The organism is Flavobacterium sp. CF108 (genome assembly GCF_900129795.1).
In the GTDB taxonomy this organism is placed as follows: Bacteria; Bacteroidota; Bacteroidia; order Flavobacteriales; family Flavobacteriaceae; genus Flavobacterium.
Genome location: NZ_FQWW01000001.1, coordinates 344,406 through 369,471, shown reverse-complemented (window position 1 = coordinate 369,471; position 25,066 = coordinate 344,406). Strand labels below are relative to the sequence as shown.

Below are 25,066 nucleotides of genomic sequence, written 5' to 3'. Positions count from 1 at the left end.
TTTGTTTCTAAATGCTCATTATGAAAGAAGAAGAAATTATTGTTGAAATGGATTTCTATTTAATAAAACGCTTATTCTGTTCCATCCGTTTATATTGGCTACAGCCATAATCAGCCTGCAGGTTTTGTCTTTTCCAAAAGTTTCCAGTGCCGAATTATAAACTTCGCTGCTTAACCCATGACCAGATACTGCGGTTACTTCTTCTAATAAAGCCAGCATAATCTGTTCCTCTCTGCTGAACCATTTTTTAGCTTCTCGCCAAGAACTTAACATTGAAATTCTCTTGGGATCCTCACCATGTTGCAGGGCATCATAAGTATGAAGCTGTTCACAGAAATCACAGCTGTTAATCTGTGAGGTTCTGATTTTTATAAGTCCTTGCTGCAGTTTGTTTAATCCTGAGTTGGAAATTAGAACGTCGAGCTGACTTAAAATTTGATAGAAATCCATAATAAAACTTTCGAAATCTAATGTACTTTCCATAGTATCTTCCTTTGCTTTTGGTCATGCAAAATTATTATACATAAAAATCGGAATCATAGACCAGAAAATGTTTCATTAGTAGTCCAGTTTTGTTATATTTGAATTGCTGTAATCGAATAATAAACAGACCTCAAAACTTTTCTATGCTTCCTTATAAAAACCTTATTATAATCGATAAAAAAGACAGTCTGCCAGTTTACAGACAGATTTCATTGCAGCTTATTTCATTAATTCAGGAAGGTAAACTGCCTCCCGGTGCTGTACTTCCAAGTACCCGAACGCTTGCTTTTGATTTGCAGCTTCACAGAAAAACGATTGTGGCGGCTTACGAAACCCTAGTGTCTGAAAACTGGATCGATAATTTACCTCGCAAAAGCTACACTGTATCACCAAATCTGCCAATGGTTAGGCCGAGATCTTACAATAGTAAAAGAGTAAGCCCATTTGCAGAAGCAGGAACTTTTGATTTTGATCGTTATGAACTTGTAATGCCTTTGTCACGTTCATTAAATAACCACCGCTTAGAGATTAATGACGGTTTTCCGGATATTTCGCTGCTTCCTGTTCAAACTATATCAAAACAGTTTAAGAAAGCTTTAGAATCTTCTGCATCGAGCAGACGTTCGGGGGTAAATTTAGATGGCGGTTCTTCAAATTTCAAGACTTCGCTGCGTTCATTTCTTAATCAGACACGCGGAATTGATATGGAAGAAGAGAACTTATTTACAACACGCGGGGCTCAAATGGCCATTTATATTGCAGCATCGCTTATTATAAAATCCGGTGATAAAGTTGTGGTTAGTGAACCGACTTATTTTATAGCGGAGGCGCTTTTTGAGAAACTGGGTGCCGAACTTATCCGTGTTCCAATGGACGGCGATGGAATGTGTACAGAAAAGCTGGAAGATATTCTGAAAAAAAATGTCATAAAGATGCTTTATATCATTCCGCATCACCATCATCCAACAACGGTTACAATGAGTGTGGAAAGAAGAAATCATCTCATGAAGCTTATTACCGCTTATAATTTTGCGGTTATTGAAGACGATTACGATTATGATTTTCAGTTTAAATATGATCCTTATCTGCCTTTGGCGAGTGGTGATCATGGCGGCAGGATAATTTATATAGGTTCGCTTACCAAAGTTTTGGGTTCACCTTTTCGTCTGGGCTATATGATTGCAACTTCAGATTTTCTGCAGGCCGCTGCAAGACTAAGAACTCTTATTGATTTGAGAGGTGATTTTATAATGGAAGAAACGATTTCTGGAATGATAGCTAATGGCGATCTGGCCCGACATATTCAAAAAACGAATAAATTATATTCTCAAAGATGTGATTTTCTATCTCATTTGGTAAGTTCAGAAATGGGAGATATGATTGACTTTACAAAACCCACAGGCGGAATGGCTTTATGGCTGAGAGTAAAACCTCAGTTTGAATTATCAAAAATTATTAAAAAGGCCGATCTCAAAGGTCTTACGATAAAGGGGAGTGCATACTGCACCGGAAAGGATGCTCATTTTAATGCCTTTAGATTTGGTTTTGCTTCCTTAAATGAGCAGGAACTTGCCGAAGCGGTCCATATTATCAAAACGGTTGCTCAAAACTTGTAATTCTAAATTTTATAATTCTATTTTATTTTTCGTCTTGGACTAGCTTATTATTATAATCTGGTCTCTGTACGGCATTCTTATGGCATCTAATTTTGCTTCGTTAATAAATAAAATGAAATTATGGATATACTAAATGTTCAGACAACAGCAGAAATAGAATTAGCTAAAGAGGCAATTTTAGAATTCAGAACTAATTTAGAACCGGAAAATGTGGTTGAACAAGTTCTTGAAATGATTACCAGCGGAGGTTTTGAATTGGCCTGCATTCCATCAGACGATGGAAGAAAAGCCGCAGCCTTTGTAGGCTTTAGGGTTATAAATATGCTAAGAACCGGAAAGATGATTTATATTGATGATCTTTTTACACTTCCTGAATATCGCGGACGCGGCTATGCGGGAAAGCTTTTAGATTATGTAGATCAGCTTGCAGTGCAGAGAGGTATAAAATCTGTACACTTAGACAGCGGTTTTGCGCTGCATCCCGCTCATAGACTTTATTTAAGCAAAGGATATTTTTTGGCCTGCCACCATTTTGCAAAAATGATGAAAGATTAATCCAATTAAAATCGAAAGAAGTTAGGTTGCTTCTTCAACTAGATTAACTTTTAAAATGTGTCGGGAGGCTAGATTTGCAATAAAATTATCATATGAAAAAAATACTAGTAATTAACGCAAGCCCTCGTGAAGAAAGATCTCACAGCAGAAGGCTTACGGATGTTTTTGTTGAATATTACAAAGAATGTAAGCCGGAATCGACAATAAAATTCAGGGATTTGGGCAAAAGTAATATTCCGCATGTAAACGAAAAATGGATAGCTGGTGCCTTCAAACATGAATCTGCCAGAACGCCTGAAGAAATTGAAACATTAAGATTTAGTGCAGAACTTATAAAAGAGTTGAAAGATGCTGATGTTATTGTTTTGGGTTCGCCAATGTACAATTGGTCTGTTCCGAGTTCATTAAAAGCCTATATAGATCAGGTTTTGAGAGTAAATGAAACTTGGGAAATCAATCATGAAGACCAGCGTAATCCGTATATTGGACTATTAAAAAATAAATCTTTGTTTCTGCTTCTTTCAAGAGGCGCGCAGGGTTATGAAAAAGGAGGTTATAATGAACATATGAACTTCCAGTCTGATTATTTAAGAACGGTTTTCAATATTATTGGTGTAACTGATATTCAGGAAGTAAGTGTTGACGGCGAAGCATTTGGTACAGAAGCTTTTGAATTGGCAAAAAATAATTCAAATGCAAGAATTAAAGCGCTTATAAAAAGAGATTTAATATAATTCTTTTTTTGCCCGCAGCATACTCATAAACTGCGGTGTAAAACCTAAAAATGATGCAAGCATATATTGCGGAACAATCTGTACAAAATCAGGAAAGGAATTTTATAAACTGTAAATATCTTTCCTCTGCAGATTCACAAAGAATTAGTTCCATTTTCTTTAGCGACGCAGTATATGCTTTCTGCATCATCAATCTGAAATAAGTATTCAGTACAGGAACTTCCGTAAATAGTTCCTGATAATCTGATCGATGCAGAATCAGCATTTCTGTATTTTGAACTGCTTGTATAAAATATTCTGATGGCTTTTGGGTTTCAAAACTTTGGAAATCGCTCAACCACCAACCCGGAATAGCAAACTGTAATATCTGCTCAAATCCATTCTCTGTATTTCGATAAAACCGAAGACAACCTTTGGTTACAAAATAGTAATTGGAGCAGACTTCATATTCTTTAAGCAAAAAATCTTTACGGCTCACTTTACGGTATTTTAATTTCGAAATCAAGAGCTTTTCCTGATCCGGATTTAGGGTTGTAAATCTTTTAATATGGCTGAATAATAGTTCGTTCGGGTTCATAATGCTGGATTTTATTTAATGGTTTGGTTTAAAGTATTTCTTCGGCCAAAAATATTTTTGTCTAAAACTTTTTTCTTCAAGTACTTTAATTTTTTAGAACTGTACTATCCTCAATTTTGCATCATTAATAATTTAAATACATAAAAAAATGAGTAAAAGAGTAGTTATTAGTAAAGTACAGCCTCAGGCTTATGAAGTAATGTTTGGGTTTGAAAAATATCTTGAAAAATCAAATCTGGATGCATCACTAAAAGAGCTGATTAAAATTAGAGTATCGCAAATTAACGGTTGTGCTTTTTGTATCAATCTGCATACAAAAGATGCCAGAAAAGGAGGAGAGACAGAACAGAGAATTTATGCCTTAAACGCATGGAGAGAAACTTCTTTTTTTAGTGAAATGGAGAAGGCAGTTTTAGCACTTGCCGAAGAAATGACTTTTATAAACAAAGGCGTTTCTGAACAGACTTATAACAATGTAGCTAAACTCATGGATGAAGTTACGCTTTCTCAAACCATTATGGCTATTATTACCATAAACGCCTGGAACAGAATCGCCATTACAACGCATCAACAGCCTGTTCTTGATAAATAGTTTTTTTAGTATTCAGTATTCAGTATTCAGTTTTTTAGTGTTCAGTCGCAATAAGTACTGAATACTAAAAAACTGAACACTGAGAACTAATTTTTTTTCATATTGATTAATTAGGTTTATTTATATAAGTATCAAGACTCCATTTAAAATTATCTATTGTTGAAAGCAGTAATGCGCCTCCTGTAAAAACAAATACCGGATATTGAAAAGGAGCACCAATTCCTGATGCGAAAATCATAAATGCAGCAAAAGTTACAGTTATAAGGGCTGCGCCAAGAGCGGCTAGTTTTATCTTAAGTCCTGTTATTAGACAGATTCCTATAATGACTTCTGCAAGGGTAGCGGTAAGTCCAAATATATTAGCAACAGATCTGCTGGCAAATGGAATAAGAGTGTTCGTATAGTTTATAAAATGTTCCCAGTCACCCCAGGCTGCTTTTCCTGAGCCGGGTAATCCCATTAATCCGATTCTGTCCATAACCGGTAAAATAAAACCCAGTCCTAATGCGATACGAAGAAACAATTGTGGTATTCCGTTTGAATTTTTCATTTATTGATTTTTAAAATAGTTAGGAAATTTTATGCTTTTTTTATTTGGTAGATCAAAGTTAAGAAGGCGTAAAGGGAGCATTTTAGACCAGTTTTGGTTTGTTAAGTAGTCCAGTGTATATTGAAAATAAGTGAACGTTTTTTGCTTATCCTTTTTTAAGTATATTTAAAAGATATTTCTTAAGAGTTATTTATCAGATTCAATTAATTTTAAAAATGAAGCAAATGAAAAAAGTTATAGCAGCAGTTTTGATTTTATCTTTTACACAAATAATTCAGGCACAAAAAGGTTTCAAACCTCTTTTTGATGGAAAAACTACCAATGGCTGGCATACTTACGGTAAAACTTCGGCTTTAGACGGATGGAAAGTAGAAGATGGCCTTTTGCATTTTAATCCCGATACGGCTAAAGATGGGCAGGGAGGGGATTTAGTAACGAATGCTGAATTTGAGAATTTTCATTTAAAATTAGAATGGAAAATAGCTCCAAATGGAAACAGCGGTATTATTTTTTATGTTAATGAAGATCCTCAAAAATATCCAAACACATTTAGTACAGGTCTGGAAATGCAGGTTTTGGATAACGACGGACATCCGGACGGAAAAATTACAAAACACCGTGCAGGAGATTTATACGATTTAATTCAAAGTAAGTCAGAGCCTGTAAAACCGGTTGGAGAATGGAATAAAGCCGAAGTCATCAGCAATAAAGGAAAACTAACCTTAATTTTAAATGGAGTTACTGTAGTTGAAACAACACTTTGGGATGATAATTTTAAAAAATTAATAGACGGAAGTAAATTTGCCGACTGGGCAGGATTTGGAACATTCAAAAAAGGAAAAATAGCGTTGCAGGATCACGGAAACAATGTATGGTACCGCAACATTGAACTAAAACAATTATAAATAAAGATGAACAAAATGATGAAAAAGGTTTTTTTACTTTTTAGTTTAGTCTTTATTATAAGCTGTCAAAAAGAGAGCAGTAAACCTGCAATTGTTAATCTTCCTTTAAAAGTTAAAAAGGAAGCTCCAAAAAAGACTGCATTAGAATATGAGGTTGATGAAAATGACAAGGAAATTTATAATGCATCATCGGTGGATTCTCGACCTGGATATCCCGGAGGTATGTATAAGTTTAATATTTTCTTAACGAAGACTTATGTTACGCCGAAAGAAGCAGTAGAAAACGAAGCGATGGGCGGCATTTTTACAAGCATGGTAATAGAGAAAGACGGAACATTATCTGATATAAAACTTCTTCGCGATTTTGGTTATGGATCAGGCAAAGAGCTGGTAAGGGTTTTGAAATTATCTCCTAACTGGACACCTGCAATAAAAGATGGAAAACGAGTAAGATGTTTGTACAGCTTTCCTTTTTATGCTAAGTAGGTAAATTTTTTATAAGCTAAATTGACTATATCTAAAAAAAGCTGCTAAACCATTCGTTTAACAGCTTTTATATTAATCTTTACAGGGTAACTATAAATCTAATAACTCAACAGATGCAAAATGGATAAATGGATCTTCTGCGGTAATAGTATATTGTTTGATACCTATTAAACCTCCTAAATTAAAGGTTATAACATCACCCTCTTGAGCTACAACTCTATACAAAGTATTGTCTTGAATCAATATTCCTGGTGCTCCTGTTGTAGTATTAGTTACGGTAAACGTTAATGGGGGAACAACAATACCAGCTTGTTGTAGTTGAACAGCGATATTTACACGTACAAATTTGTTTACACTATTATCATGCTTTTGCTTAAGCGTTGCTGCATTAAATTCAGGACTAATGCATAATGATAATAATAGTATTGAACCGATAATAATCTTTCTTTTCATTGTTCTTAAAATTAATGGTTAATAATTGTTTTGATTTTATATTAAAAATATTGACCGTGCAATTTTATAAATACTTCTTATTTATAGTTTTAGCAGTATCAGTAAACTGTAACAACACAAAAAAACGGCTGTTTTTTTATCAGGAACCTTTACTGCATTTTTATGTGGTTTGTGATTTAATTACTTAGTAATGAATTAGATATAAGGCTTATGGAAGGCGTTAATGGTAAAAAAATATTACAATAACAATAAAAAAATAAATTTATTTGGCTGCATTTTTTTTAAAATTTTATGGAATAATTATAGTTTAAGATAAATCATTCTATAGGTATATTTTTAGCTTTATACTTCAAAACTGTCTGTTGAAAATTTCAAACATTTTAATGAAAAATTTGGATTATCTACCACAATCTTCACACTGAAATCCGCTGTAATAGCGGTTTTTTCGTTTTTATATCATTTTAAAAACAATGTGATTTTACTGCTTTTAAGTACTGTTTAATAAAGCTCGTTCAAATAAAACGAATACTCCAAAATGCAGATAAATGATCTTGTGCTTTTATTTCGACCTCTCATGGATAAAAATCCCGCACTCGTGCCTTTTTTTTAATTTGAACTATGGCGGCATAGTAATTTTATTAGGGAAATGAGATATGATGCATGTGCCAATGTGCCTCATATCTCATTTCCCTAAACGAAACGTAACTAACCTGAAAAGGACTAAAATGCATAACAAAATGAAACCTACTAAAGAATTTACGGTCGCAGATTATCTGCTTACCCGACTCAAACAATTAAATGTTACCGAGGTTTTTCAAATTCCGGGCGACTATGTAAAACATTTTACACAGGCTCTGGAATACTTTGATGGAATTGAAACCATTGGAACTTCAAACGAACTAGACGCTTCTTACGCGGCAGATGCCTACGCGCGTACCAGAGGTTTAGCCGCCGTATCTCTACAATATGGAGTAAGTACTTTTAGTGCATTAAATGCTATTGCTGGTGCTTATGTAGAGCGCAGTCCTGTTGTTGTAATTAGTGCTACACCCGGAGCCGATGCGCGACAAATAGGAAGTATGTACAATGTACTTTATCATCACTCTACAGGTAATCTTAACGCAGATCAGGAAGTTTATGAAAGAGTAACTGTTGCTGCCGAGACACTGAGTACTTCCGCAGATGCTCCTGAAAAAATCGATAAATTACTTATCGCAGCGCTTACGCACCAAAGACCTGTGTATATAGCATGTTATAAAGAGGTGTGGGGCGAACCTTGTCCTAAACCTTCGAATAAAAAACTAGAACCCGAAATAATAAAAAGTGAACCAGCAGCACTTGAAAATGCTGTTTCTCAGGCATGGTCACAAATTAGTCAGGCCAAAACACCTATAATTTTTGCAGGAGTAGAGCTTTTGCGACATAAACTAACCAAGCAATTAGAAGAACTTATTAAAGCAAGCGGAATGTTGTACACTACAACTTCACTTGGAAAGACGGTTCTGGATGAAAAAGGTGATAAATTTATCGGTACCTATTCTGATCAGGCTTCAATACCTGAAGTTATAAAAGTTGTCGAAGCTTCAGACTGTATTTTATCCTTAGGAACTATTATTACTGATGATTATTTATGGCTGGTAGAAAATAAATTTTCGGATATGATTCAGGTAACGACTCAGGAAACAAGAGTTGGTTATTTTACCTATTCGGGAGTAACTCTAAAAGACTTTATCGAAGCCTTAACAGAACGATTTAAAAAAGCTTCAGGGTATCCTTTAAAAGCAATCGCTCCGGCTCAGCCAAAATTCCCTGAACCATGGCGATCTAACTCTGATCCTAAATATGATTTAACTACGGAAGTAATAACGTTTAACCGCTTTTTTGAGCATGCTACATCTTTTCTGCAAAAGCAAAAAATGCTGGACGATATTGTGATGACTTTTGGTGTAAGTTCATCAATGTACGTGGCTACCAATATTTACGGATTATCTCAAAATGCCTATATTTCTTCGGCAGCGTGGCAGTGTATTGGTTTTGAAACCGGTGCAGCTTCAGGAGCACAGCTAGGGAGCGGTAAACAAGCATGGACTGTAGCCGGTGACGGTGGTTTTATGATGATCGCACAATCACTTTCGACCCTTGTAAAATACAACATCAATTCTGTAATTTTTGTAATGAGCAATGGAGTATATGCTATAGAACAAGTATATGTAGACATGGACTCGTTTAAGGCAGGCCCGAATCATAAATTTGACGAATTTGATATTCTTCCAAAATGGGATTATCAGGCACTTGCCAAAGCATTTGGAGCAAACAGCTACCGTGCTGAAACCGTTACAGAGTTAGACGAAGTGCTTCTAAAACTTAAGAAAAAAACAAATCTTCCAACTCTGGTAGAAATTGTAATTCCTCAAAAAGATCTTGCACAGCAAATGGCAAGACTAGGAAATGAATAAAACCACTACCTATAAAAACTACTAAAAATTTAAAAACTATACTATCATGAGCAAAAAAACATACTCTATTTTTGGAGCAGGTGCAGCCGGACTCTATACGGCGTGGAGATTACTTGATGGAAAATCTAAAAAAGGCAAAAACGAAAAAATGCTCGTTAAGGGCGATGTATTAGAACTCTATGACTGGGGGAAATATGATTTTTCTAAAAAAAATCCAGGAACAAGAGAACCGGGCGCACGTGTTTGTACATGGCATTATAAAGATGACAAAGACAACTCGTACCTTGAATTGGGAGGTATGAGATATTTATATTGGGATGGCACTCCTGAAGGACCCGGACATCGTTTAGTGACTAAAACCATAGAAGAATTGGATTTAAAGAAAGATTCAGTTCCGTTTAATGAGTCAGCAGATCCATTGATGTCTTTGCGTTCTAAAAACATGTATATCTCAGATATCAATTCTAACCAGCCAGCTCCATATTTTGCAAATAATTATGCTCAGGATGCTCCGCCAGATGATGGTTTTACAACGATACAATCTGTAGCGATCACACAAACATCTGGACCGACTACCCGTAGAGAATGGTGCAAATTTTATGAAGAAGGAAGAATCAATGTTGATATGCCTGACAGTTCAATCTTTCAAAAAGGAGATTTACTAAAAGAAATTGGATATTGGAACTTAGGTTATGATATGCTTGGACAAGAAGGATTTGGTTATTTATCTGATGGAAATGGCTATAGTTCAAACGTAGTAAACAGCAATAGCGCCCAGTCATTTAATGTGAATGATGAGTTTCTTCCGGGAACAGAATACAAAACTTTAATTAAAGGATATTCCAGCTTATTTGACAGCTTATTTGAAGAAGTTGAAAAATTAGCAAAACAAAAAGGAATCACGCTAAATTATTATCCAAATGTTAGGCTGCGCTCTATTGTGCACACAAAATCTGGAGTGAATTTTACAACTGCAACACGCAAAGATCCGGATGCACTTGCAGAAAGAAAAAAATGTGATGCCGCATTTCTTGCTATGCCAAGAGCAGCAATCGACTTAGTGGCGCAGGCAAGCAGATACAGTGATGATGAAGGAACGGATGTATTAAATCATGAAAAAGTGCAGCTGTATTTAGAGTCTGTATTAATGGAACCTTCATACAAAATAGGGATGTTTTTCGATACACCTTGGTGGAGAACAACCGAGGCCGGAAGCCCAACGTATCCTGCTAAACTAACCAGTTATTTCTTAACACAAGAAGGAATTGAGAAATTAAGAAAAGAGGGTTTTCCTTCTAACTATCTTAAAAAAATAGAAGCGGCTAAAAATCCGGCTATCATTGTTAATTCGTTTAACGATAAGGTAAGCTTTATAGCTGCTGTAGAAAATGCAATCGAAGAACGTTTGACTTTTAAACAAGAAAAACAAATCTCAACTGTAGCCGAATTAGATACTATTGGGCCAAGTATTACAGATATGCCTATTCGCCAAGTAGTTTATTTTGGTGATAATGCCAGAGATGGAAAAGGGAAAAAAGTATATGGTATTCTAGCTAGTTATGATGATATTCTGTACGCAACATTCTGGAAAGCCTTAGAACTTGGACCAGATGCAACTCGTGAAATTCCTGAATCAAGAGATTTACAACCGCTCGAAGGACCAAGAGATGCCACTCCAGTAATGGTAAAAATGCTTCGTTCACAATTAGCATCATTGCATTTTGGACCACAGGCTGATTATTCGTATGTGCCAGAACCTTTAGAAACGAAATATATGGACTGGTCGCTTCCTCCATTTAATGCAGGATATCATGCCTATAAATCGCACTATAATTTAGGTGACGTACAAAGAAAAATAAGAAAACCATCACAACTTGTTCCAAACACAGACTGCGAAATTTTTATTGTAGGAGAAACATATTCAAACGATCAGGCTTGGGTTGAAGGTGCGTTTTGTACTGCCGAATCTGTTCTGAATGATTTCTTTGGTATTGAACCTATTATCGACGAAAAATACTATCCATTTATCAGTCCGGAGTAATCTATTTTAACCAAAAACAAATGAAAAACAAAAAACTATTTACCTATTCTACTTCGGTAACAACAGATAATATCGAAGAAGTAATGCAGCAGGCAATTGCGCTGGAGCTTGCTACTATTCCAACATATTTATCAACCTATTATTCCATAAACAGAGCGCAGGATCAGGATAAACTATACGCTAAACTTCATGCACAGCTTTCACAATCTGGTGTGCGCACTGCTGCCGAAATTGATGAATTAGCGCAAGACCTAAAACTCGATATATTGGTTTATTCCAATAAATCGGCAGCGTTAATTATGAGTGTTGTTATTGAAGAAATGCTTCACCTGGCACTTGCATGCAATGTGAAACAAGCAGTTTGTCAATCGGCACCGGATTTAATGGGAATTGGAAAAGTATTAACATTCCCAACAGAATTAGACGGACATATTCCTGAATTTCAAATTGATGCAGCAAAATTGTCATTGAAGCAATTGACTACATTTTTACAAATTGAAAGTCCTGAGCCGTTTAAAGCCCCTTATGCAAATGCACAATTATTGGATACGGTTGAATATCAAACGATTGGACTTTTATATGAAATGATTATCAAATGTATAAAAGAGGATTTCCCGGGACCTTATGAGCAAAGACCACAATTGCTTCCTCCGGATAATCCGGATCGTCCGAGACCGTATTATTCTCAAAATTCAATGAATACGGTACATTATGACAGAGATCACAATCCTCAATTTGCCAATACAGATGATAGTGAAGGACTTGTTGGCGTACACGACGCTCACTCGGCAATTGAAGCTATACAGCGCATCATTGAACAGGGAGAAGGAAAAAGTAAATACAAGCAGCATACTTTAATTTGGGGCGAGAATAAAATGCCGGTACCAATGGATATTGTTGATGGTAAAGTAGTTTTTTGGGAAGGTGATTATGATGATTCTGGGAAAGAACCTGCTCACTTTGCCAAATTTCTCGAAGCCTACACACTTGGCGGGCATTATCAACAAAAGTTCCGTAACATTCAGGGCTTAGATGATTTCTTCAGCTATTTTGTATATGATACCGATGCTAATCCTAAAACAGCCGATTATATTGCTTCAAACAATCAGGCACTGGCATTATGTTCACAATTAGGAAATGCAGTTTTTGCTTATATCCTTTTAATGATTGAAGCTTGTTATTATAAAGACGAAAGTACACAATATGATTTGTTCATTTTTGGTATTCATAAATCAATGATCTGGTTATTGAGCGGTGTTGGAAATCAAATTAATCAATACACTTATACCAAAGGCAATCAGGCTTATAAAGGTGCTTTAACATTTGAACCTTTTTCATTTGAACAAAGCTTCTTAAGACCAAAAGCACAAATCATGAGTTTGGTTGATCAATTGGCTAAAGCCGATCCTGTAAATTGGGGCTGGGCAATTAAAAGCGAAAATTATTTTCCGTCTTTACCAGATGTAGGATTGGATTACAGTATTGAAGCCGATATTCCTAAAGTACCAAGTACACCTTACAAACACCATCATTAATATAAAAAATATACAACATGTCAGAATTAGTAACTAAAGAACTTCATGTATGCATGGGGCTTAATTCATGCAAAAATGCGGGATATTCAGGAAATAATGATTGTGCAGGTCAAGGCGATTGCTCAACAGCAGTTGGTCATCCATGCCATACCTTAAACGCTTGTAAAGGGCAGGGAGGCTGTGGGATTTTTGGAACTACCGAAGAACTTTGCCATCCGGGCGAAAATGATTGTCGCTACCAAGGCAGCTGCGGTGTACCTATTTTATCTTCTCGTTTTATGGCACAAGGTCCTAATAAAGGGCTTAGTGTTTGGCAATTAGCCAGAATACGTTTTGAAGAAAAAAGAATAAAAAAAGGAAAAACCTTTGGTAAGGCTCCAGAGCAATATGGACCAAGCGATGAATACGTAAACTCAATTCGCGGGACTTCAGGAGTAGATTATTCTTCTTGTGGACAAAGCGGTTCAAGATCTTGTTCGTACATCAACAACCCTGCTGAAAGAAAAATTGCAGCGGCAGAAAGAGTTTTGAAGATGGAAGAAGAAAGCGCTAAAAAATTACCGGAAAGTCTTTCAAATTGTCAATCAAAAAATAATGGACACTAGACTTGGATTACCCAATTTAGGTTTGGGATTAGGACTCAGAAGCCAGCATTTTGAACATATTCTGGAAAAGAACCCAGCCGTAGATTGGTTTGAGGTAATTTCTGAGAATTTTATGGATTCACATGGGCGTCCAAGATATATTTTACAACAAATAGCAGAAAAATATCCCGTGGTAATGCACGGGGTATCGCTTTCTATAGGAAGCACTGATCCCTTAAATTTTGATTATCTAAAGAGTTTAAAACAATTGGCAGCTGAGGTTCAGCCAGCCTGGATTAGTGATCATTTGTGCTGGACAGGAGTTTTAACAACCAATTCGCATGATTTATTGCCGCTTCCGCTAAACGAAGATTCATTAAAACATGTTTGTAACCGAATCAAACAAGTTCAGGATTATTTAGAACGACCGCTGATTGTAGAAAATCCAAGTACCTACGCAGCCTTCAATAATTCAACACTTCCGGAATGGGAGTTTTTACGAATCATGACCGAAGAAACAGGCTGTGGATTACTCCTGGATGTAAACAATGTATACGTATCTTCTTTTAATAATGATTTTGATCCTGTAGAATACATCAACGGAATTCCACATGATAAAGTAGTACAAATGCATTTAGCCGGTCATCAAAATTGCGGCAATTATATTATTGATACACACGATAGGGAAGTAAACAGTCAGGTTTGGAAATTGTTTCAACAAGCTTATCAATTGGCCAATCAGGCATCAATTTTATTAGAATGGGATGGAAATATTCCGGCTTTTGATGTCTACCATTCTGAATTATTGAAATCAAAGCAATATATGGACGCAGCATTTGTTGGAGTTGAAAAAGAAGTTTTTTCTATTGATAAAGAGCAGGTTTCAAACCCATTGAATCTATTTGCCGTGAACAAATTTTAATAGACTCCAAAGATGCAGAAAACGGTAAAAATACCATTACAAGACTTTCAGCAATGGATGCAGCAGCTTTTGCTTGATCCTTATCAACAAACAGGAGTGAACCCTAATGATTTGCTTTCGAATGCAGAAAATGCAGCTTCAATTGAAGACGTAATTTGTCATTCAGAAAAACTTACGGCTCAGGAACATTTAGCTATTTATCAGCGAAGTTATATTGCACGATTGCGAAATTGTATGTCACAGCAGTTTAGTGCTTTAGAATATACTTTAGGCGAAGCTATTTTTTGCGCTTTCGCCGATGATTATTTGGCTTCAAAACCTTCTCATAATTACAATTTATCTTTTTTGGGAGCTAATTTTGCAGAATATCTGGAAAATAACAGACCCGATGCTAATGAAGATATCAAAGAAGATTGGATTGATTTTATGATTGAACTCGCCAAATTTGAATACGCCATTGGTGTTCTTTTTGATGAAAAAGCAGATGAAAATTATCAATTAGCCACAATCGATACACCCGAAAATGAATTAAAATTGGTACCGGTATTTTCCGTATTTAAGTTCCAGTTTCCTGTTCGAAAGTACTATTCTGAATTCAAAAATGACAAGAATCCTGATTTGCCTCTTCAAAACGAAAGTTATTGCGTGGTTTTACGACATAAATTCAAATTGTCAATTTACGATTTGCACAAAGAACAATATGATTTTTTATGTTTTTTGAAAGAGCATCAGAATATTGCTGCGGCAAAAGAAATCTTTAAAAATCATTATAAAGAAAATGATCTTCAATTTGAACAAGTTTGGAACAGTTGGAAGGAGCGTTGGGTTGGGGCTAATTTTTTTAGAACTTGAAAACGTTTATTAATGCAGGAATATATATAAAGGCAATTTGAACAAAATAAGATCTAAAATTTTACATTTGATAAGTAAAATTAAAAATCAGTTAAATGCCGGAGATTATTCTTAACTCATTTTCAGTCGCAATTTGCTTTCTAATAGGGATATTAGCCATTTTTTATATACCATATAATAGAAAAGGGAATCTGTGGTTTGGTATTTTTCTTTTATCAATGGGATTTGCTTTGTTGAGCAAAATAGTATGGCAGGAAGGGCTGGATATAAAGTTTCCTTATATCATTCCAGTTTCTGAATTATCTCGTTTTGTTGTTGCTCCAAGCTTTTATTTAAGCATTTGGTACTACACACATTTGGGTAAAATAAGGTTTGGAAAAAAATGGATGCATTTTATACCATCAATAGTATTTATTCTTGTGGTATCACTGCCTTATTTTCTTTCACTGGGAAATATTTCTGATTTAATAGGAGAACGCGCAAGCCATATACTTGGAGGTTTGATGGCGTCAGTATTCCCCGTTCAGCTAATTATCTATTGGATTTTGTCGTATCAATTATTAAAAAAACACGGAAGCAGTATATTGTTGTTTTCGTCTCAAAAAAAAGAAAGAGATTTAAAATGGCTGTTAAACATACTAGTTTGGATACTCTTAATGATTGTCCTGTCTATGATCATGAAAATAAAAGAAAATGACTTTCTTAATTCCGTTGGTACTTATTTGTATTTGATATTGACACTATTTATGGTTTATAACCTTTTAAGACAAAAAGAAGTTTTCTTAAATAATGAAAACGAAAACATAGCGCTTGAAAATATTATATATCCTAATCTTAGCTTTCAAACCGAAAAACCTGTATCCCGATTGCAAGATGATGAGCTTTTAAAATATAAATCAATTTTGAATAATCTTTTAGAACAAGAAGAAGTGTTTACAGATCCTGAAATTAATTTGGCTTCGCTTGCTGACAAAGTTGGAATTTCAATGAATAATTTGTCTTTTGTAATCAACAACAGTTACAATATGAATTTCTACGCATTGATAAATAACTACAGAGTAGAAAAAGTTAAAGACATGCTGTCAAAAAAACAATACAGTCATTTAACCATTCTTGGTATTGCTTATGAAGCAGGGTTTACCTCAAAATCAACTTTTAATAATGCCTTTAAAAAAGAAACAAGACTTACTCCAAGTGAATACATGAAAATAAACAGACCAAAAGAGGTCTGAATGGGTACATCAGGACGACTTAAGTTCTGATAAAATGTTTTTTTGCTGAGAATTTAAACAGCAACATTATGTATTCAACATCTTTAAAAAACAAAATTTGGTTAGGTTTATGCTTTGGCTTAGTTGTCGGTGCAATCTTTTTACGATTATCTATTAAGTATTTTTCTCCCTGGATTCCGCCGCCTTTTTTAATTACCGCTACGATTCTTTTTTTAATTGCATCTTTGATTTTGCCTTTTGTGTGGCATTCTATGGAAAAGCAAAAATCTATAAATGGCATCGAATTAAAAACAAGACTTGAACATCGCATTATTTACGCCTTTTCGTTAGATATGATTATGTTTGGTTTTCATAAAATTGAAGGACTTCAAATGATAGTGCCGCTAGGTATATTAGATACGCCATTTAGTAGTTTATCGGGTGAAACCCTACTATGGTCATTTTTCAAATATTCCTATCCTTTTACTGTTTTCATTGCCTTATTACAAATCTTAAGTGCAGTACTTTTACTCTTTTCAAGAACAAGACTTTTCGGATTGATTCTGTTAGTACCTATGTTAGTTTTCATAAACTGTCTGGATATTTTTTATCAAATGCCGGCAGGTCCGTTGATGCATGGTATAATATTATTGCTGGGCGTGTTTTACTTTTTATCTCAGGATTCAAAAAAATTAATCAATTTTATATTTAAACCTTTAGAAGGCACTAAAAGTTTAAATATATCCAATCATTATAAAAATATATACCGAATATCTCTATTTGTCTGGCCCATATTTTTCTATTTCATTTATGATTATCCAAATAAACATCCGCAATTAACCGGAAAATATCAGGTTCAGAATTTAAAAATAGATAACATTGCCCTAAAAGCAAAGAGCCCTAAAGACAGCATACTGACAACAGTTTATATGGATCTCGACGATGAAATAGCTTTTGACTTTAATGATTGGAGATACAGATATATTGGAACATACTTTCTAAACGAAAAAAACGATTCAATTACTATTCGCTGGCGATATCCTTCGCACAAATTAGATAATTTTAAAGGTAAATTGATACGATCAAATAATCGGTTGATTTTAAATGGAAAGATGAATGGTGAAACACTTCAAATGGAATTAAAATAATTATATCTCAAAAGCTTCACTATTTAAAGTAACAGCAATTCTACCACTTTTTATAAATTCGATTAATTCAAAGTGCTTTAATTCGGCGGCCAGATTATTGATTTCGTTTTCATGTCCAGTTGCTTCAAAAACCGTAAAATCTTTTTCGATAGTTATAAATTGGGTGTTATATTTTCTAAATAAATGATTCATTTCCTCGTTCATGATGCTCGAAGTCATTACTTTAAATAATGCCATTTGTTTCCATACGATTTCGTCGTTTGTGCTGAAGTAACATTTATAAACCTCGATAATTTTTTCGATTTGAAGTGCTATGTTTCTAACGATTTCAAAAGTATCATTGATAACGAGAGTGCATCGGTACATTTTGTCGATTTCGCAAGTAGAAATATTGAGGCTTTCCAAGCTAATTTTTCGTCGGGAAAGTATAACGGTTATTTTATTGAGTAATCCCATTTGATCTTCTGTATAGGCGGTTAAAGTATATTCTTGTTTCATTTTGAAAGCTGTAATTAATGATTTGAATTATTTGTAAATAGCGTTTTTTAGAAATAAAAAAGCCTTTCTCGTTTGACAGAGAAAGGCTTTTATTATGCAATAGAATCCTGCCTCGTCACGGTAGACGAATAATGATAATTGCGCTAATAATAATTTGTATTGAATTTTTCATGTATATTTTAAATAAAAAAACCTCCCTAATTGGGAGGTTTTAAATCGTATCTGTGTACTTATTTATATAACATCCCTGATCATTATCGAATGATAATAATGCTGCTAATAATAGTGATGTTAATTAAGTTTTTCATTTTCTGTTATGGATGAGCGACAAATGTATTGATTTTTATAAGACTACAAAAAGTTTTTTTCAATTTAATAATCGGTTTTGAATGAAGTAAAAAAGATGATTTGGTTAGCTGGCAATAGCGAACCTTTTTATTTTCTGCATCTATAATAATTATCCATCATAATGTAAAAATTATCCATTTCATATTACTATCTAATAGTAGAACTTTGTAATTAACTACAGAAAAGATTAAGAACAATTTAAATTTTCTATTATGAATTACGGACAATTAGCTTTTACAGATACTATTAAAAAAATGCAGGAAGAAGCGGGAAGCAGAAGTGCTTATGACCGTATGGAAAAAATGTCGGTTGTTGACGGATTGACAGAAAACGAAGTTAACTTTATAGGTGACAGAGATAGTTTTTATATGGCCAGTTTTGGAGAAAATGAATATCCATACATTCAGCACCGCGGCGGACCAGCCGGATTTATTAAAGTAATCGATAATAAAACAATTGGAATTGTTGATTTTTCTGGTAACCGACAATATATTTCTACAGGTAATATTTCTAAGAATGAAAAAGTAGCTTTAATTATGGTTTCGTATCCGCAAAGAGCGCGATTAAAACTTTATGCAAATGCGAAAATTGTTGACTTAGAAGAGAACGCAGCGTTATATGACCTTATAAAACCAGCAGATTATAAGTTCCGCCCGGAGCGAATGATGATTTTTGAAATTCAGGCTTACGACTGGAACTGTCCGCAGCATATTACCCCGCGTTATACAACTGAAGAAATTGAACAGGCATTATTACCGCAGAAAAAATATATTTCTGATTTGGAAAATAGGGTAAAAGAACTTGAATTGGAATTATCCAAAAAATAAAGCTTAATTATAAAAAACTGCAGTAAATGATAAAGTCTTTCTAATGCAAAGATTATAAATGATGCGTATATTTGGAATTATAAATAATAACAATGCTATCTATGAAAAAAATAGGATTTTTATCGTTTGGGCATTGGGCCAATCATCCATCATATAAAGCACGTACAGCAAGCGATACACTTCTTCAATCTATTGATTTAGCCGTTGCTGCAGAAGAAATAGGCATAGATGGAGCTTATTTTCGAGTACATCATTTCGCACAACAGCTCGCATCTCCTTTTCCTTTGCTTTCGGCCATTGGTGCCAAAACAAGTAAAATAGAGATAGGCACAGGTGTTATCGATATGCGATATGAAAACCCTTTGTATATGGTTGAAGATGCCGGTGCCGCAGACTTAATTTCAGAAGGACGTTTACAATTAGGAATCAGCAGGGGATCGCCGGAACAAGTTATTGACGGCTGGCGCTCTTTTGGTTATGAACCTTTAGAAGGGGAAACAGATGCTGATATGGGACGCAAAAAAGCGTTGGAATTTTTAGAGAGGTTAGACGGTGTAGGATTTGCTGAGCCAAATCCATATCCGATGTTTCCAAATCCGCCGGGATTATTGCGTCTGGAACCGCATTCTGAAGGATTACGCGATCGAATTTGGTGGGGAGCTGCCTCGAATGCTACTGCTATTTGGGCGGCAGAAAACGGAATGCACCTTCAAAGTTCAACGCTGAAATTTGACGAAAACGGGAAACCTTTCCATATCCAGCAAGCAGAACAAATCAGGATATATAAAGAAGCCTGGAAAAAAGCAGGACATGATCGCGAACCAAGAGTTTCGGTAAGCCGTTCCATTTTTGCGCTGGTCAATGATCAGGATAAAATTTACTTTGGGAATCAGGGAAAAGCAGCGGATAGTTTTGGTTATATAGAAAGTGACAAACGTGCAATTTTCGGAAAAAGTTATGCTGCCGAGCCGGAAAAACTCATCGCAGAGCTTGCTCAGGATGAAGCTATTCAGGAAGCAGATACAGTGCTGCTAACGATACCAAATACTTTGGGCGTTGACTATAATGTACATATATTATCTTCTATTCTAAAATATATTGCTCCAGAACTAGGCTGGCGTTAATTTTTTTTTAAACAAATATTGAAGAGGCTGTCTCAAAAATCGAGACAGCTCTTTAACTATAAATTGTTTTGTTTGTTTTTATTGACTTAATTGGTCACTTTTTGATATCCGACTTATCATTCCATAGGAATGTTTCGTAGGTAGAAAAAAAATAAAGATCGGCTACATTTGCGTTCCTACGGAACGTAAACCATTATAACAATATAATTTTCTACCAATGAAATGTTCCTACAGAACAAGGAAACATGTAAAATAACAAAGGGGCTGTCTCGACTTTTGAGACAGTCTCTTTGTTTATAATATCAAAGATTTTGGACATCAATGATTTCCTTTATAAAAAATCTACCCTGCCGGTGTGCATATTATAATAGGCTCCCACTATTTTAATTTGACCTTCATCTTCCATTTTTTTCAAGGCTGGACTTTTTTCTCTAATGACTTTTATAGTATTGAGTACGTTATTTTTTGAAACATAGGCCACAAAATCTTTATTTGCTGAAGTTTTGTCTCCAGAAAAGTCCTGTGAATTTATTACTGCAGGTCTTATATTTGCAAGCATTGCAGGAAGATTACCTAATGTTACATTATTATTGATAGCAGATGTTATGGCACCACACGATTCGTGTCCCAAAACAAGAACCACTTTTGCCCCCATAATTTTACAGCCAAATTCCATACTTCCCAATAAGTCGGTGTTGGCAAAATTACCCGCTACACGACCTACAAAAAGATCGCCGATGCCTTTGTTAAAAACATCTTCTACAGGTATTCTGCTGTCAAGGCAGGAAAGAATTACCGCTTTTGGAAATTGACCCTGAACAGCATTTCTTACCATTGCAGAATGATCTCTGGCTGTAACATTGTTAGAAACAAATAGTTCGTTGCCTTCTTTAAGACTTTTAATAACAGCATCTGGTGTTAATGCAGCTTGCTCTTTTGCAGTTATAATTCGTTCTCTTAAAACCGGGGTTTCCGGACAGTCTTTTCCTGAACCATTACAGGAAATAAGTATTAATAATACTGCGCTTCCGCAGATTGCAAGGATTTTTGTTTTCATTTTTGTTCTGATTGAAAGTTAAATTAATTGGGTGAATTGTTTTCTGTGAGACAGCTGTAATCTCTAAAAAGGCTTTTACAATGGAGCATATATTTTCAATTAGATTGTATTCGGCAGAGAGTTTCGAGAAATCTGATTTAAAATTAAAAACTCATATAAAATTATAAGAAAAAACGTTGCAAAATGACTTTTTTTTGTCATGAAAGCGCTTTATTGATGTAGAATACTTTTTACTTTCAAATGTAGTTTCATGGATATCTATTTAAGAAATAATGTAATTTATAAACGATTAAATAAAAAACAAAAAAAGCCTCTTTAATTAGAGGCTTTTTTTGCCTTTTTTTGATCTGAAAGACACTAACTATCCATTTCTAAACAATTAACAAAGTGAGTGATGATATTCATTTTGGGAATTTATGTGCTTATAGCACTAAATTGATTAGTCATACCCGAAAAAAACTCATTTATGACAATTTAATTGTTGATTTTTTTAATTTTAATTACATTTAATATTAATTTTTTACTTTTTTAAGAAAAAGTATTTCAAATTATAATCTGATACAGTGGAGCAGACCCCACTCTAAAAAACGTGGCAATATCCGAAAGGCCAAGAAGTAGGAAACTAAAATTTAGAGATATTATGGCATACGAACAATGGATCGCAATTAAAATTGTATCAGAAAATATGACCTTAACTGTAAGAAATACAAAATTAGATCCGGGTAAGTTTCATACAGCAGCTAGTAAAGATGAAGAGATTAAACCATCTCAAATAAATGGCACAACAATAAAGTCTGGTAAAAATGTCTGGATTTTTTCATCTGGCAGAAAAGATTCTCCTACAGGTACAAAAGGCAGTATTGATCTGTATCACGGAGATGTAAGAGTGGGTATATTTGATTGGAATTGTCCATGGGGGAGTAAAAGGAATAGTTTTAATTGGTGGCCAGATGCTAGTAAGGAAATTTATTATACCTCAATGACAGGAGGTAGAAGATCCGGAGCTATAGGAGAGGTTACCATTATAGCAATCAAGCAATAAATAAACGTAATACAAAATAATATTATGGGAAATACTAAAAGTGAAAATGGCGTAAACAATCCTTTTTATGCGGTGAGGATTGGAAGTGTTATAAGAGGTGCTACGGGACGTTTTCAAACATCAGTAATAAAAGGGAATATTACAAGTATGATTACAGATAAAGATGTACAACTAAGTATGACGGGAGTCAGTTCGTATGTTTATAATGATTCTTTAAACCAGGGTTTTGCAGGAGTTTCCGGTTCATACGGACTTTCAGGATTGGCAAGGATTAATTCAGGATTGTCAGCACATACAGGCAATTCAATTGCTGAGCTTACCAAGAAAGTAAAGGTTAATTTTAATGTACAAATGATATCTGGTGTTGAGTTCATAAATTTTGACGAATTAAAAGTAGAGGATTTAATTAATTCTTTGAAGAAAGGACCAAGGGATAAGGCAATAGATTCACTGGAAAAGTACAATAGAGTAATGGCAGCAATTGGAACGGCTGATCTTTTAACTATTCTAAAAGATGCGGATGAAGCTTCTGAAATTGTTAAGCTGGTTGGAGAATGGGTAAGTTCCGTTCAGCGTTTTTTTAGAGAAAATGGAGATGGAATTGTTATAGGAACTGTGTGGGGAGGGATTGGAACGGTTTCTCTGACTATGAATAATAAATCAACAGAAAACAGTTGGAAATATGGCAGTAAAGGTAATTTTACATACGCAGGGCTTGGTAAGGCTATAACGATAGAAGCGGCCTATGATGGAAGTAATACAAACAGAGAATCAGGCGTTAGTGTAGAGACTGAAACATGGTATATAGGAGGGTGTGTGAGGGAGCAAGTTACTACATGGAATAAGGAAGTACAAGGTAAAGCTTTTAGTGAAATTAGCTCAATCAATTTATTAAAAGAAGCACCTAAACTGGGAGACGTTAAAGCACCTCCAACAGTACCAGCTTTTGCAACACCTAAAAAAGACCCAAAACTTACGGATAAAATAAATGAAATAAAAGATTTAGATAGTTTGGAAGCATTTGCTAAAGCAGCTGCTTATGATAAAGCAAGAGAAACAGAACCAGACTTAACATTGGATGAATTTTTAAGACGCTCAAGAGAACGTGTAAACGATGAAAATGTTCAGGAGCTTCAGCATGGAATTGCTATGAATGATTTAGATGTGCTGGCAGTTGATATTCAGTCTAACACTGTTTTTGAAAAAACTGAGCAATTGGAAAACAGCGCTGCTGAAATGCCACAAGCGGCAAGTAATAATCATTTTACCGTGCTTGGTGTCTGGATTGCTAACTGGTCAGATTTGTTTCCGTGGATGGCTACCGGTTATTTAAATGAAATAGACGATTTAAACTCTACACGAGAGATCATTAAAAAGCAGTGCATGATACAGGATTTTCTTACTTTAGCAAAAACATATTATATGCTCGAGGCCACTGGGATTTCAAATGAAGATTTTCAAATGGCTGATTTTGCACAGCTAGCACGTACATTCAGTACGCAAGCCGCATATGTCAGAGAAAGATTTGATGATCATGATGTTATACAAACTGTATATAATCGTTTAGGTGCTGATGCTCAGAAAATTTATACAGTATGGAATGATATTAAATTTTTGCGTAGTGCAGAGTTAGGATTAGGAGTGCTGTATAAAGAATCTGGTAAAAAATCTAGTGAAAAATCTATTAAGGATACAATTAAAAAAGCTGATCATGTCGATGGGTTTACAAGGGTTTGGCATGAGACAGGCAGTTGTTCTTTTTTACCTGATGATTACACTGCATTTAGTTCCTTTTTAAAAGTAGTTCCTTTTATAACACCAGCAGGAGATATTTACGCTTTTGGCCCCTCCCAAATGATCTTTAATCAAATTAATAATGAAGGTGCAATGTTTTCAAGAAACCCATCAACAGCGGCTAAACTGGAAGTAGATAAAGTCAATAGTGTATTAAAAAAAGGAGATGTAGTATTTTATCCTATTCCGTTTGAAGCTGCTAAAAATATTACGGATTCATCATGGAAAGGACAAAGTATTAGTACTAATGTTGCGTCTATTCAAAACATTGATAACCATATTGCTAATGCCATTAAAGCCATGAAGGATTTAAACGTTTACAGTTTTAGCAGCAGTAATTGGGATCCAAACTGGAGACCAAAAGAAAGTTATAGCATTAGTGCTATTAAAAGGCAATATATAGGACTTGTAGATGATAATCTTAATATTTTTGGTTAGTAAATAGTATTAAATAATCAAATGCTTTGGTTTAATGTAATTAAGATAAGATAAGTTGAACTGTATATACAAAACTAAATGGTATAGAAACGTCCACTTTTTGTTTTGAGTTATTAAAATTAATGAAATTTACAATACAAAGTATATCATTAATTTTAAAGTTCTATAGTACTATAAATGAATTATCAATGTTTTTTTTAATTAATTTCTATACATTTGGCATAGTGAAATAAGCGTT

24 protein-coding genes are annotated in these 25,066 nt (G+C 34.6%); 18 read left to right on the top strand and 6 right to left on the bottom strand.

Translation table 11 applies throughout. The features are described 5' to 3' along the window. Positions 1–36: 36 nt before the first annotated feature. On the bottom strand, positions 37–483 hold the full coding sequence (locus BUE10_RS01665) for a carboxymuconolactone decarboxylase family protein (protein WP_073481596.1): 447 nt from the start codon (positions 481–483) through the stop codon (positions 37–39). Positions 484–626: 143 nt separating this feature from the next. Between BUE10_RS01665 and BUE10_RS01660 the strand changes: the two genes are divergently transcribed. The 3 genes from BUE10_RS01660 to BUE10_RS01650 all read left to right on the top strand — a co-directional run bounded on the left by BUE10_RS01660 (position 627) and on the right by BUE10_RS01650 (position 3,388). Further along, complete coding sequence (locus BUE10_RS01660; protein ID WP_073481593.1) at positions 627–2,099, top strand: aminotransferase-like domain-containing protein; 1,473 nt, start codon at positions 627–629, stop codon at positions 2,097–2,099. A 120-nt stretch (positions 2,100–2,219) separates the two neighbouring features. Further along, entirely contained in the window at positions 2,220–2,654 is a 435-nt protein-coding gene (locus tag BUE10_RS01655; RefSeq protein WP_073481590.1) for a GNAT family N-acetyltransferase, read from the top strand. A 92-nt stretch (positions 2,655–2,746) separates the two neighbouring features. Continuing rightward, entirely contained in the window at positions 2,747–3,388 is a 642-nt protein-coding gene (locus BUE10_RS01650) for an FMN-dependent NADH-azoreductase (RefSeq protein ID WP_073481587.1), read from the top strand. An 88-nt stretch (positions 3,389–3,476) separates the two neighbouring features. Here BUE10_RS01650 and BUE10_RS01645 read toward each other — a convergent pair whose 3' ends face one another. Next, positions 3,477–3,965 (bottom strand): Crp/Fnr family transcriptional regulator, encoded by a 489-nt coding sequence (locus tag BUE10_RS01645; RefSeq protein ID WP_083597923.1) that lies wholly within the window; start codon positions 3,963–3,965, stop codon positions 3,477–3,479. A 148-nt stretch (positions 3,966–4,113) separates the two neighbouring features. Between BUE10_RS01645 and BUE10_RS01640 the strand changes: the two genes are divergently transcribed. Next, positions 4,114–4,557, top strand: coding sequence for a carboxymuconolactone decarboxylase family protein (locus BUE10_RS01640; RefSeq protein ID WP_073481585.1), 444 nt, complete (start codon positions 4,114–4,116; stop codon positions 4,555–4,557). Positions 4,558–4,663: 106 nt separating this feature from the next. Here BUE10_RS01640 and BUE10_RS01635 read toward each other — a convergent pair whose 3' ends face one another. Then, complete coding sequence (locus BUE10_RS01635; RefSeq protein ID WP_073481582.1) at positions 4,664–5,107, bottom strand: DoxX family protein; 444 nt, start codon at positions 5,105–5,107, stop codon at positions 4,664–4,666. A gap of 224 nt (positions 5,108–5,331) precedes the next feature. Between BUE10_RS01635 and BUE10_RS01630 the strand changes: the two genes are divergently transcribed. Further along, positions 5,332–6,012, top strand: coding sequence for a 3-keto-disaccharide hydrolase (locus BUE10_RS01630; RefSeq protein ID WP_073481579.1), 681 nt, complete (start codon positions 5,332–5,334; stop codon positions 6,010–6,012). 15 nt (positions 6,013–6,027) lie between these two features. Next, positions 6,028–6,498: an energy transducer TonB gene (locus BUE10_RS01625; protein WP_159439051.1), complete on the top strand. Its 471-nt coding sequence runs from the start codon at positions 6,028–6,030 to the stop codon at positions 6,496–6,498. 90 nt (positions 6,499–6,588) lie between these two features. On the opposite strand, the gene BUE10_RS01620 is transcribed toward BUE10_RS01625, so the two are convergent. Further along, complete coding sequence (locus BUE10_RS01620) at positions 6,589–6,951, bottom strand: hypothetical protein (protein ID WP_073481574.1); 363 nt, start codon at positions 6,949–6,951, stop codon at positions 6,589–6,591. A gap of 737 nt (positions 6,952–7,688) precedes the next feature. On the opposite strand from BUE10_RS01620, the gene BUE10_RS01615 reads away from it, so the two are divergent. The 8 genes from BUE10_RS01615 (at position 7,689) to BUE10_RS01575 (ending at position 17,700) form a co-directional block, all read left to right on the top strand. Beyond that, positions 7,689–9,407: an alpha-keto acid decarboxylase family protein gene (locus tag BUE10_RS01615; protein WP_073481571.1), complete on the top strand. Its 1,719-nt coding sequence runs from the start codon at positions 7,689–7,691 to the stop codon at positions 9,405–9,407. A 46-nt stretch (positions 9,408–9,453) separates the two neighbouring features. Further along, on the top strand, positions 9,454–11,448 hold the full coding sequence (locus BUE10_RS01610; protein WP_073481568.1) for a flavin monoamine oxidase family protein: 1,995 nt from the start codon (positions 9,454–9,456) through the stop codon (positions 11,446–11,448). A 20-nt stretch (positions 11,449–11,468) separates the two neighbouring features. Then, entirely contained in the window at positions 11,469–12,983 is a 1,515-nt protein-coding gene (locus BUE10_RS01605) for a ferritin-like domain-containing protein (protein WP_073481566.1), read from the top strand. Between the two features lie 17 nt (positions 12,984–13,000). Further along, positions 13,001–13,588 (top strand): hypothetical protein, encoded by a 588-nt coding sequence (locus BUE10_RS01600; protein WP_143055968.1) that lies wholly within the window; start codon positions 13,001–13,003, stop codon positions 13,586–13,588. Continuing rightward, the gene (locus BUE10_RS01595; protein ID WP_073481561.1) at positions 13,578–14,489 is read left to right on the top strand and encodes an MNIO family bufferin maturase; all 912 of its coding nucleotides are present in this window, start codon (positions 13,578–13,580) and stop codon (positions 14,487–14,489) included. Before BUE10_RS01600 ends, BUE10_RS01595 begins: the two co-directional genes overlap by 11 nt. A 12-nt stretch (positions 14,490–14,501) precedes the next feature. Beyond that, positions 14,502–15,341 (top strand): HvfC/BufC N-terminal domain-containing protein, encoded by an 840-nt coding sequence (locus BUE10_RS01590; RefSeq protein WP_073481558.1) that lies wholly within the window; start codon positions 14,502–14,504, stop codon positions 15,339–15,341. 95 nt (positions 15,342–15,436) lie between these two features. Further along, entirely contained in the window at positions 15,437–16,573 is a 1,137-nt protein-coding gene (locus BUE10_RS01585) for a helix-turn-helix domain-containing protein (RefSeq protein WP_083597921.1), read from the top strand. A gap of 68 nt (positions 16,574–16,641) precedes the next feature. Further along, positions 16,642–17,700: a pepsin/retropepsin-like aspartic protease family protein gene (locus BUE10_RS01575; protein WP_143055969.1), complete on the top strand. Its 1,059-nt coding sequence runs from the start codon at positions 16,642–16,644 to the stop codon at positions 17,698–17,700. Here the strand turns inward: BUE10_RS01575 and ilvN are convergent, their stop codons facing one another. Continuing rightward, positions 17,701–18,198 (bottom strand): acetolactate synthase small subunit, encoded by a 498-nt coding sequence (ilvN, locus tag BUE10_RS01570; protein ID WP_073481548.1) that lies wholly within the window; start codon positions 18,196–18,198, stop codon positions 17,701–17,703. 560 nt (positions 18,199–18,758) lie between these two features. Here ilvN and BUE10_RS01565 point away from each other — a divergent pair. Next, a complete protein-coding gene (locus tag BUE10_RS01565) occupies positions 18,759–19,373 on the top strand; it encodes a pyridoxamine 5'-phosphate oxidase family protein (RefSeq protein ID WP_073481545.1) in 615 nt (204 codons plus the stop codon). 101 nt (positions 19,374–19,474) lie between these two features. Beyond that, complete coding sequence (locus BUE10_RS01560) at positions 19,475–20,497, top strand: LLM class flavin-dependent oxidoreductase (protein ID WP_073481542.1); 1,023 nt, start codon at positions 19,475–19,477, stop codon at positions 20,495–20,497. Between the two features lie 331 nt (positions 20,498–20,828). Here BUE10_RS01560 and BUE10_RS01555 read toward each other — a convergent pair whose 3' ends face one another. Further along, positions 20,829–21,554: a carbonic anhydrase family protein gene (locus BUE10_RS01555; protein ID WP_073481539.1), complete on the bottom strand. Its 726-nt coding sequence runs from the start codon at positions 21,552–21,554 to the stop codon at positions 20,829–20,831. Between the two features lie 640 nt (positions 21,555–22,194). Here BUE10_RS01555 and BUE10_RS01550 point away from each other — a divergent pair. Further along, the gene (locus tag BUE10_RS01550; protein ID WP_073482989.1) at positions 22,195–22,596 is read left to right on the top strand and encodes an aegerolysin family protein; all 402 of its coding nucleotides are present in this window, start codon (positions 22,195–22,197) and stop codon (positions 22,594–22,596) included. A gap of 24 nt (positions 22,597–22,620) precedes the next feature. Then, positions 22,621–24,828 (top strand): hypothetical protein, encoded by a 2,208-nt coding sequence (locus tag BUE10_RS01545; protein ID WP_073481536.1) that lies wholly within the window; start codon positions 22,621–22,623, stop codon positions 24,826–24,828. The last annotated feature ends 238 nt before the right edge of the window (positions 24,829–25,066 follow it).

Coding starts and splice junctions, on each gene's coding strand:
- BUE10_RS01635 (WP_073481582.1), bottom strand. CDS start 5,107: ATGAAAAATTCAAACGGAATACCACAATTGTTTCTTCGTATCGCATTA.
- BUE10_RS01560 (WP_073481542.1), top strand. CDS start 19,475: ATGAAAAAAATAGGATTTTTATCGTTTGGGCATTGGGCCAATCATCCA.
- BUE10_RS01575 (WP_143055969.1), top strand. CDS start 16,642: ATGTATTCAACATCTTTAAAAAACAAAATTTGGTTAGGTTTATGCTTT.
- BUE10_RS01615 (WP_073481571.1), top strand. CDS start 7,689: ATGAAACCTACTAAAGAATTTACGGTCGCAGATTATCTGCTTACCCGA.
- BUE10_RS01545 (WP_073481536.1), top strand. CDS start 22,621: ATGGGAAATACTAAAAGTGAAAATGGCGTAAACAATCCTTTTTATGCG.
- BUE10_RS01585 (WP_083597921.1), top strand. CDS start 15,437: ATGCCGGAGATTATTCTTAACTCATTTTCAGTCGCAATTTGCTTTCTA.
- BUE10_RS01655 (WP_073481590.1), top strand. CDS start 2,220: ATGGATATACTAAATGTTCAGACAACAGCAGAAATAGAATTAGCTAAA.
- BUE10_RS01645 (WP_083597923.1), bottom strand. CDS start 3,965: ATGAACCCGAACGAACTATTATTCAGCCATATTAAAAGATTTACAACC.
- BUE10_RS01605 (WP_073481566.1), top strand. CDS start 11,469: ATGAAAAACAAAAAACTATTTACCTATTCTACTTCGGTAACAACAGAT.
- BUE10_RS01625 (WP_159439051.1), top strand. CDS start 6,028: ATGATGAAAAAGGTTTTTTTACTTTTTAGTTTAGTCTTTATTATAAGC.
- BUE10_RS01620 (WP_073481574.1), bottom strand. CDS start 6,951: ATGAAAAGAAAGATTATTATCGGTTCAATACTATTATTATCATTATGC.
- BUE10_RS01660 (WP_073481593.1), top strand. CDS start 627: ATGCTTCCTTATAAAAACCTTATTATAATCGATAAAAAAGACAGTCTG.
- BUE10_RS01610 (WP_073481568.1), top strand. CDS start 9,454: ATGAGCAAAAAAACATACTCTATTTTTGGAGCAGGTGCAGCCGGACTC.
- BUE10_RS01550 (WP_073482989.1), top strand. CDS start 22,195: ATGGCATACGAACAATGGATCGCAATTAAAATTGTATCAGAAAATATG.
- BUE10_RS01665 (WP_073481596.1), bottom strand. CDS start 483: ATGGAAAGTACATTAGATTTCGAAAGTTTTATTATGGATTTCTATCAA.
- BUE10_RS01640 (WP_073481585.1), top strand. CDS start 4,114: ATGAGTAAAAGAGTAGTTATTAGTAAAGTACAGCCTCAGGCTTATGAA.
- BUE10_RS01600 (WP_143055968.1), top strand. CDS start 13,001: ATGTCAGAATTAGTAACTAAAGAACTTCATGTATGCATGGGGCTTAAT.
- BUE10_RS01630 (WP_073481579.1), top strand. CDS start 5,332: ATGAAAAAAGTTATAGCAGCAGTTTTGATTTTATCTTTTACACAAATA.
- BUE10_RS01555 (WP_073481539.1), bottom strand. CDS start 21,554: ATGAAAACAAAAATCCTTGCAATCTGCGGAAGCGCAGTATTATTAATA.
- BUE10_RS01590 (WP_073481558.1), top strand. CDS start 14,502: ATGCAGAAAACGGTAAAAATACCATTACAAGACTTTCAGCAATGGATG.
- BUE10_RS01565 (WP_073481545.1), top strand. CDS start 18,759: ATGAATTACGGACAATTAGCTTTTACAGATACTATTAAAAAAATGCAG.
- BUE10_RS01650 (WP_073481587.1), top strand. CDS start 2,747: ATGAAAAAAATACTAGTAATTAACGCAAGCCCTCGTGAAGAAAGATCT.
- BUE10_RS01595 (WP_073481561.1), top strand. CDS start 13,578: ATGGACACTAGACTTGGATTACCCAATTTAGGTTTGGGATTAGGACTC.
- ilvN (WP_073481548.1), bottom strand. CDS start 18,198: ATGAAACAAGAATATACTTTAACCGCCTATACAGAAGATCAAATGGGA.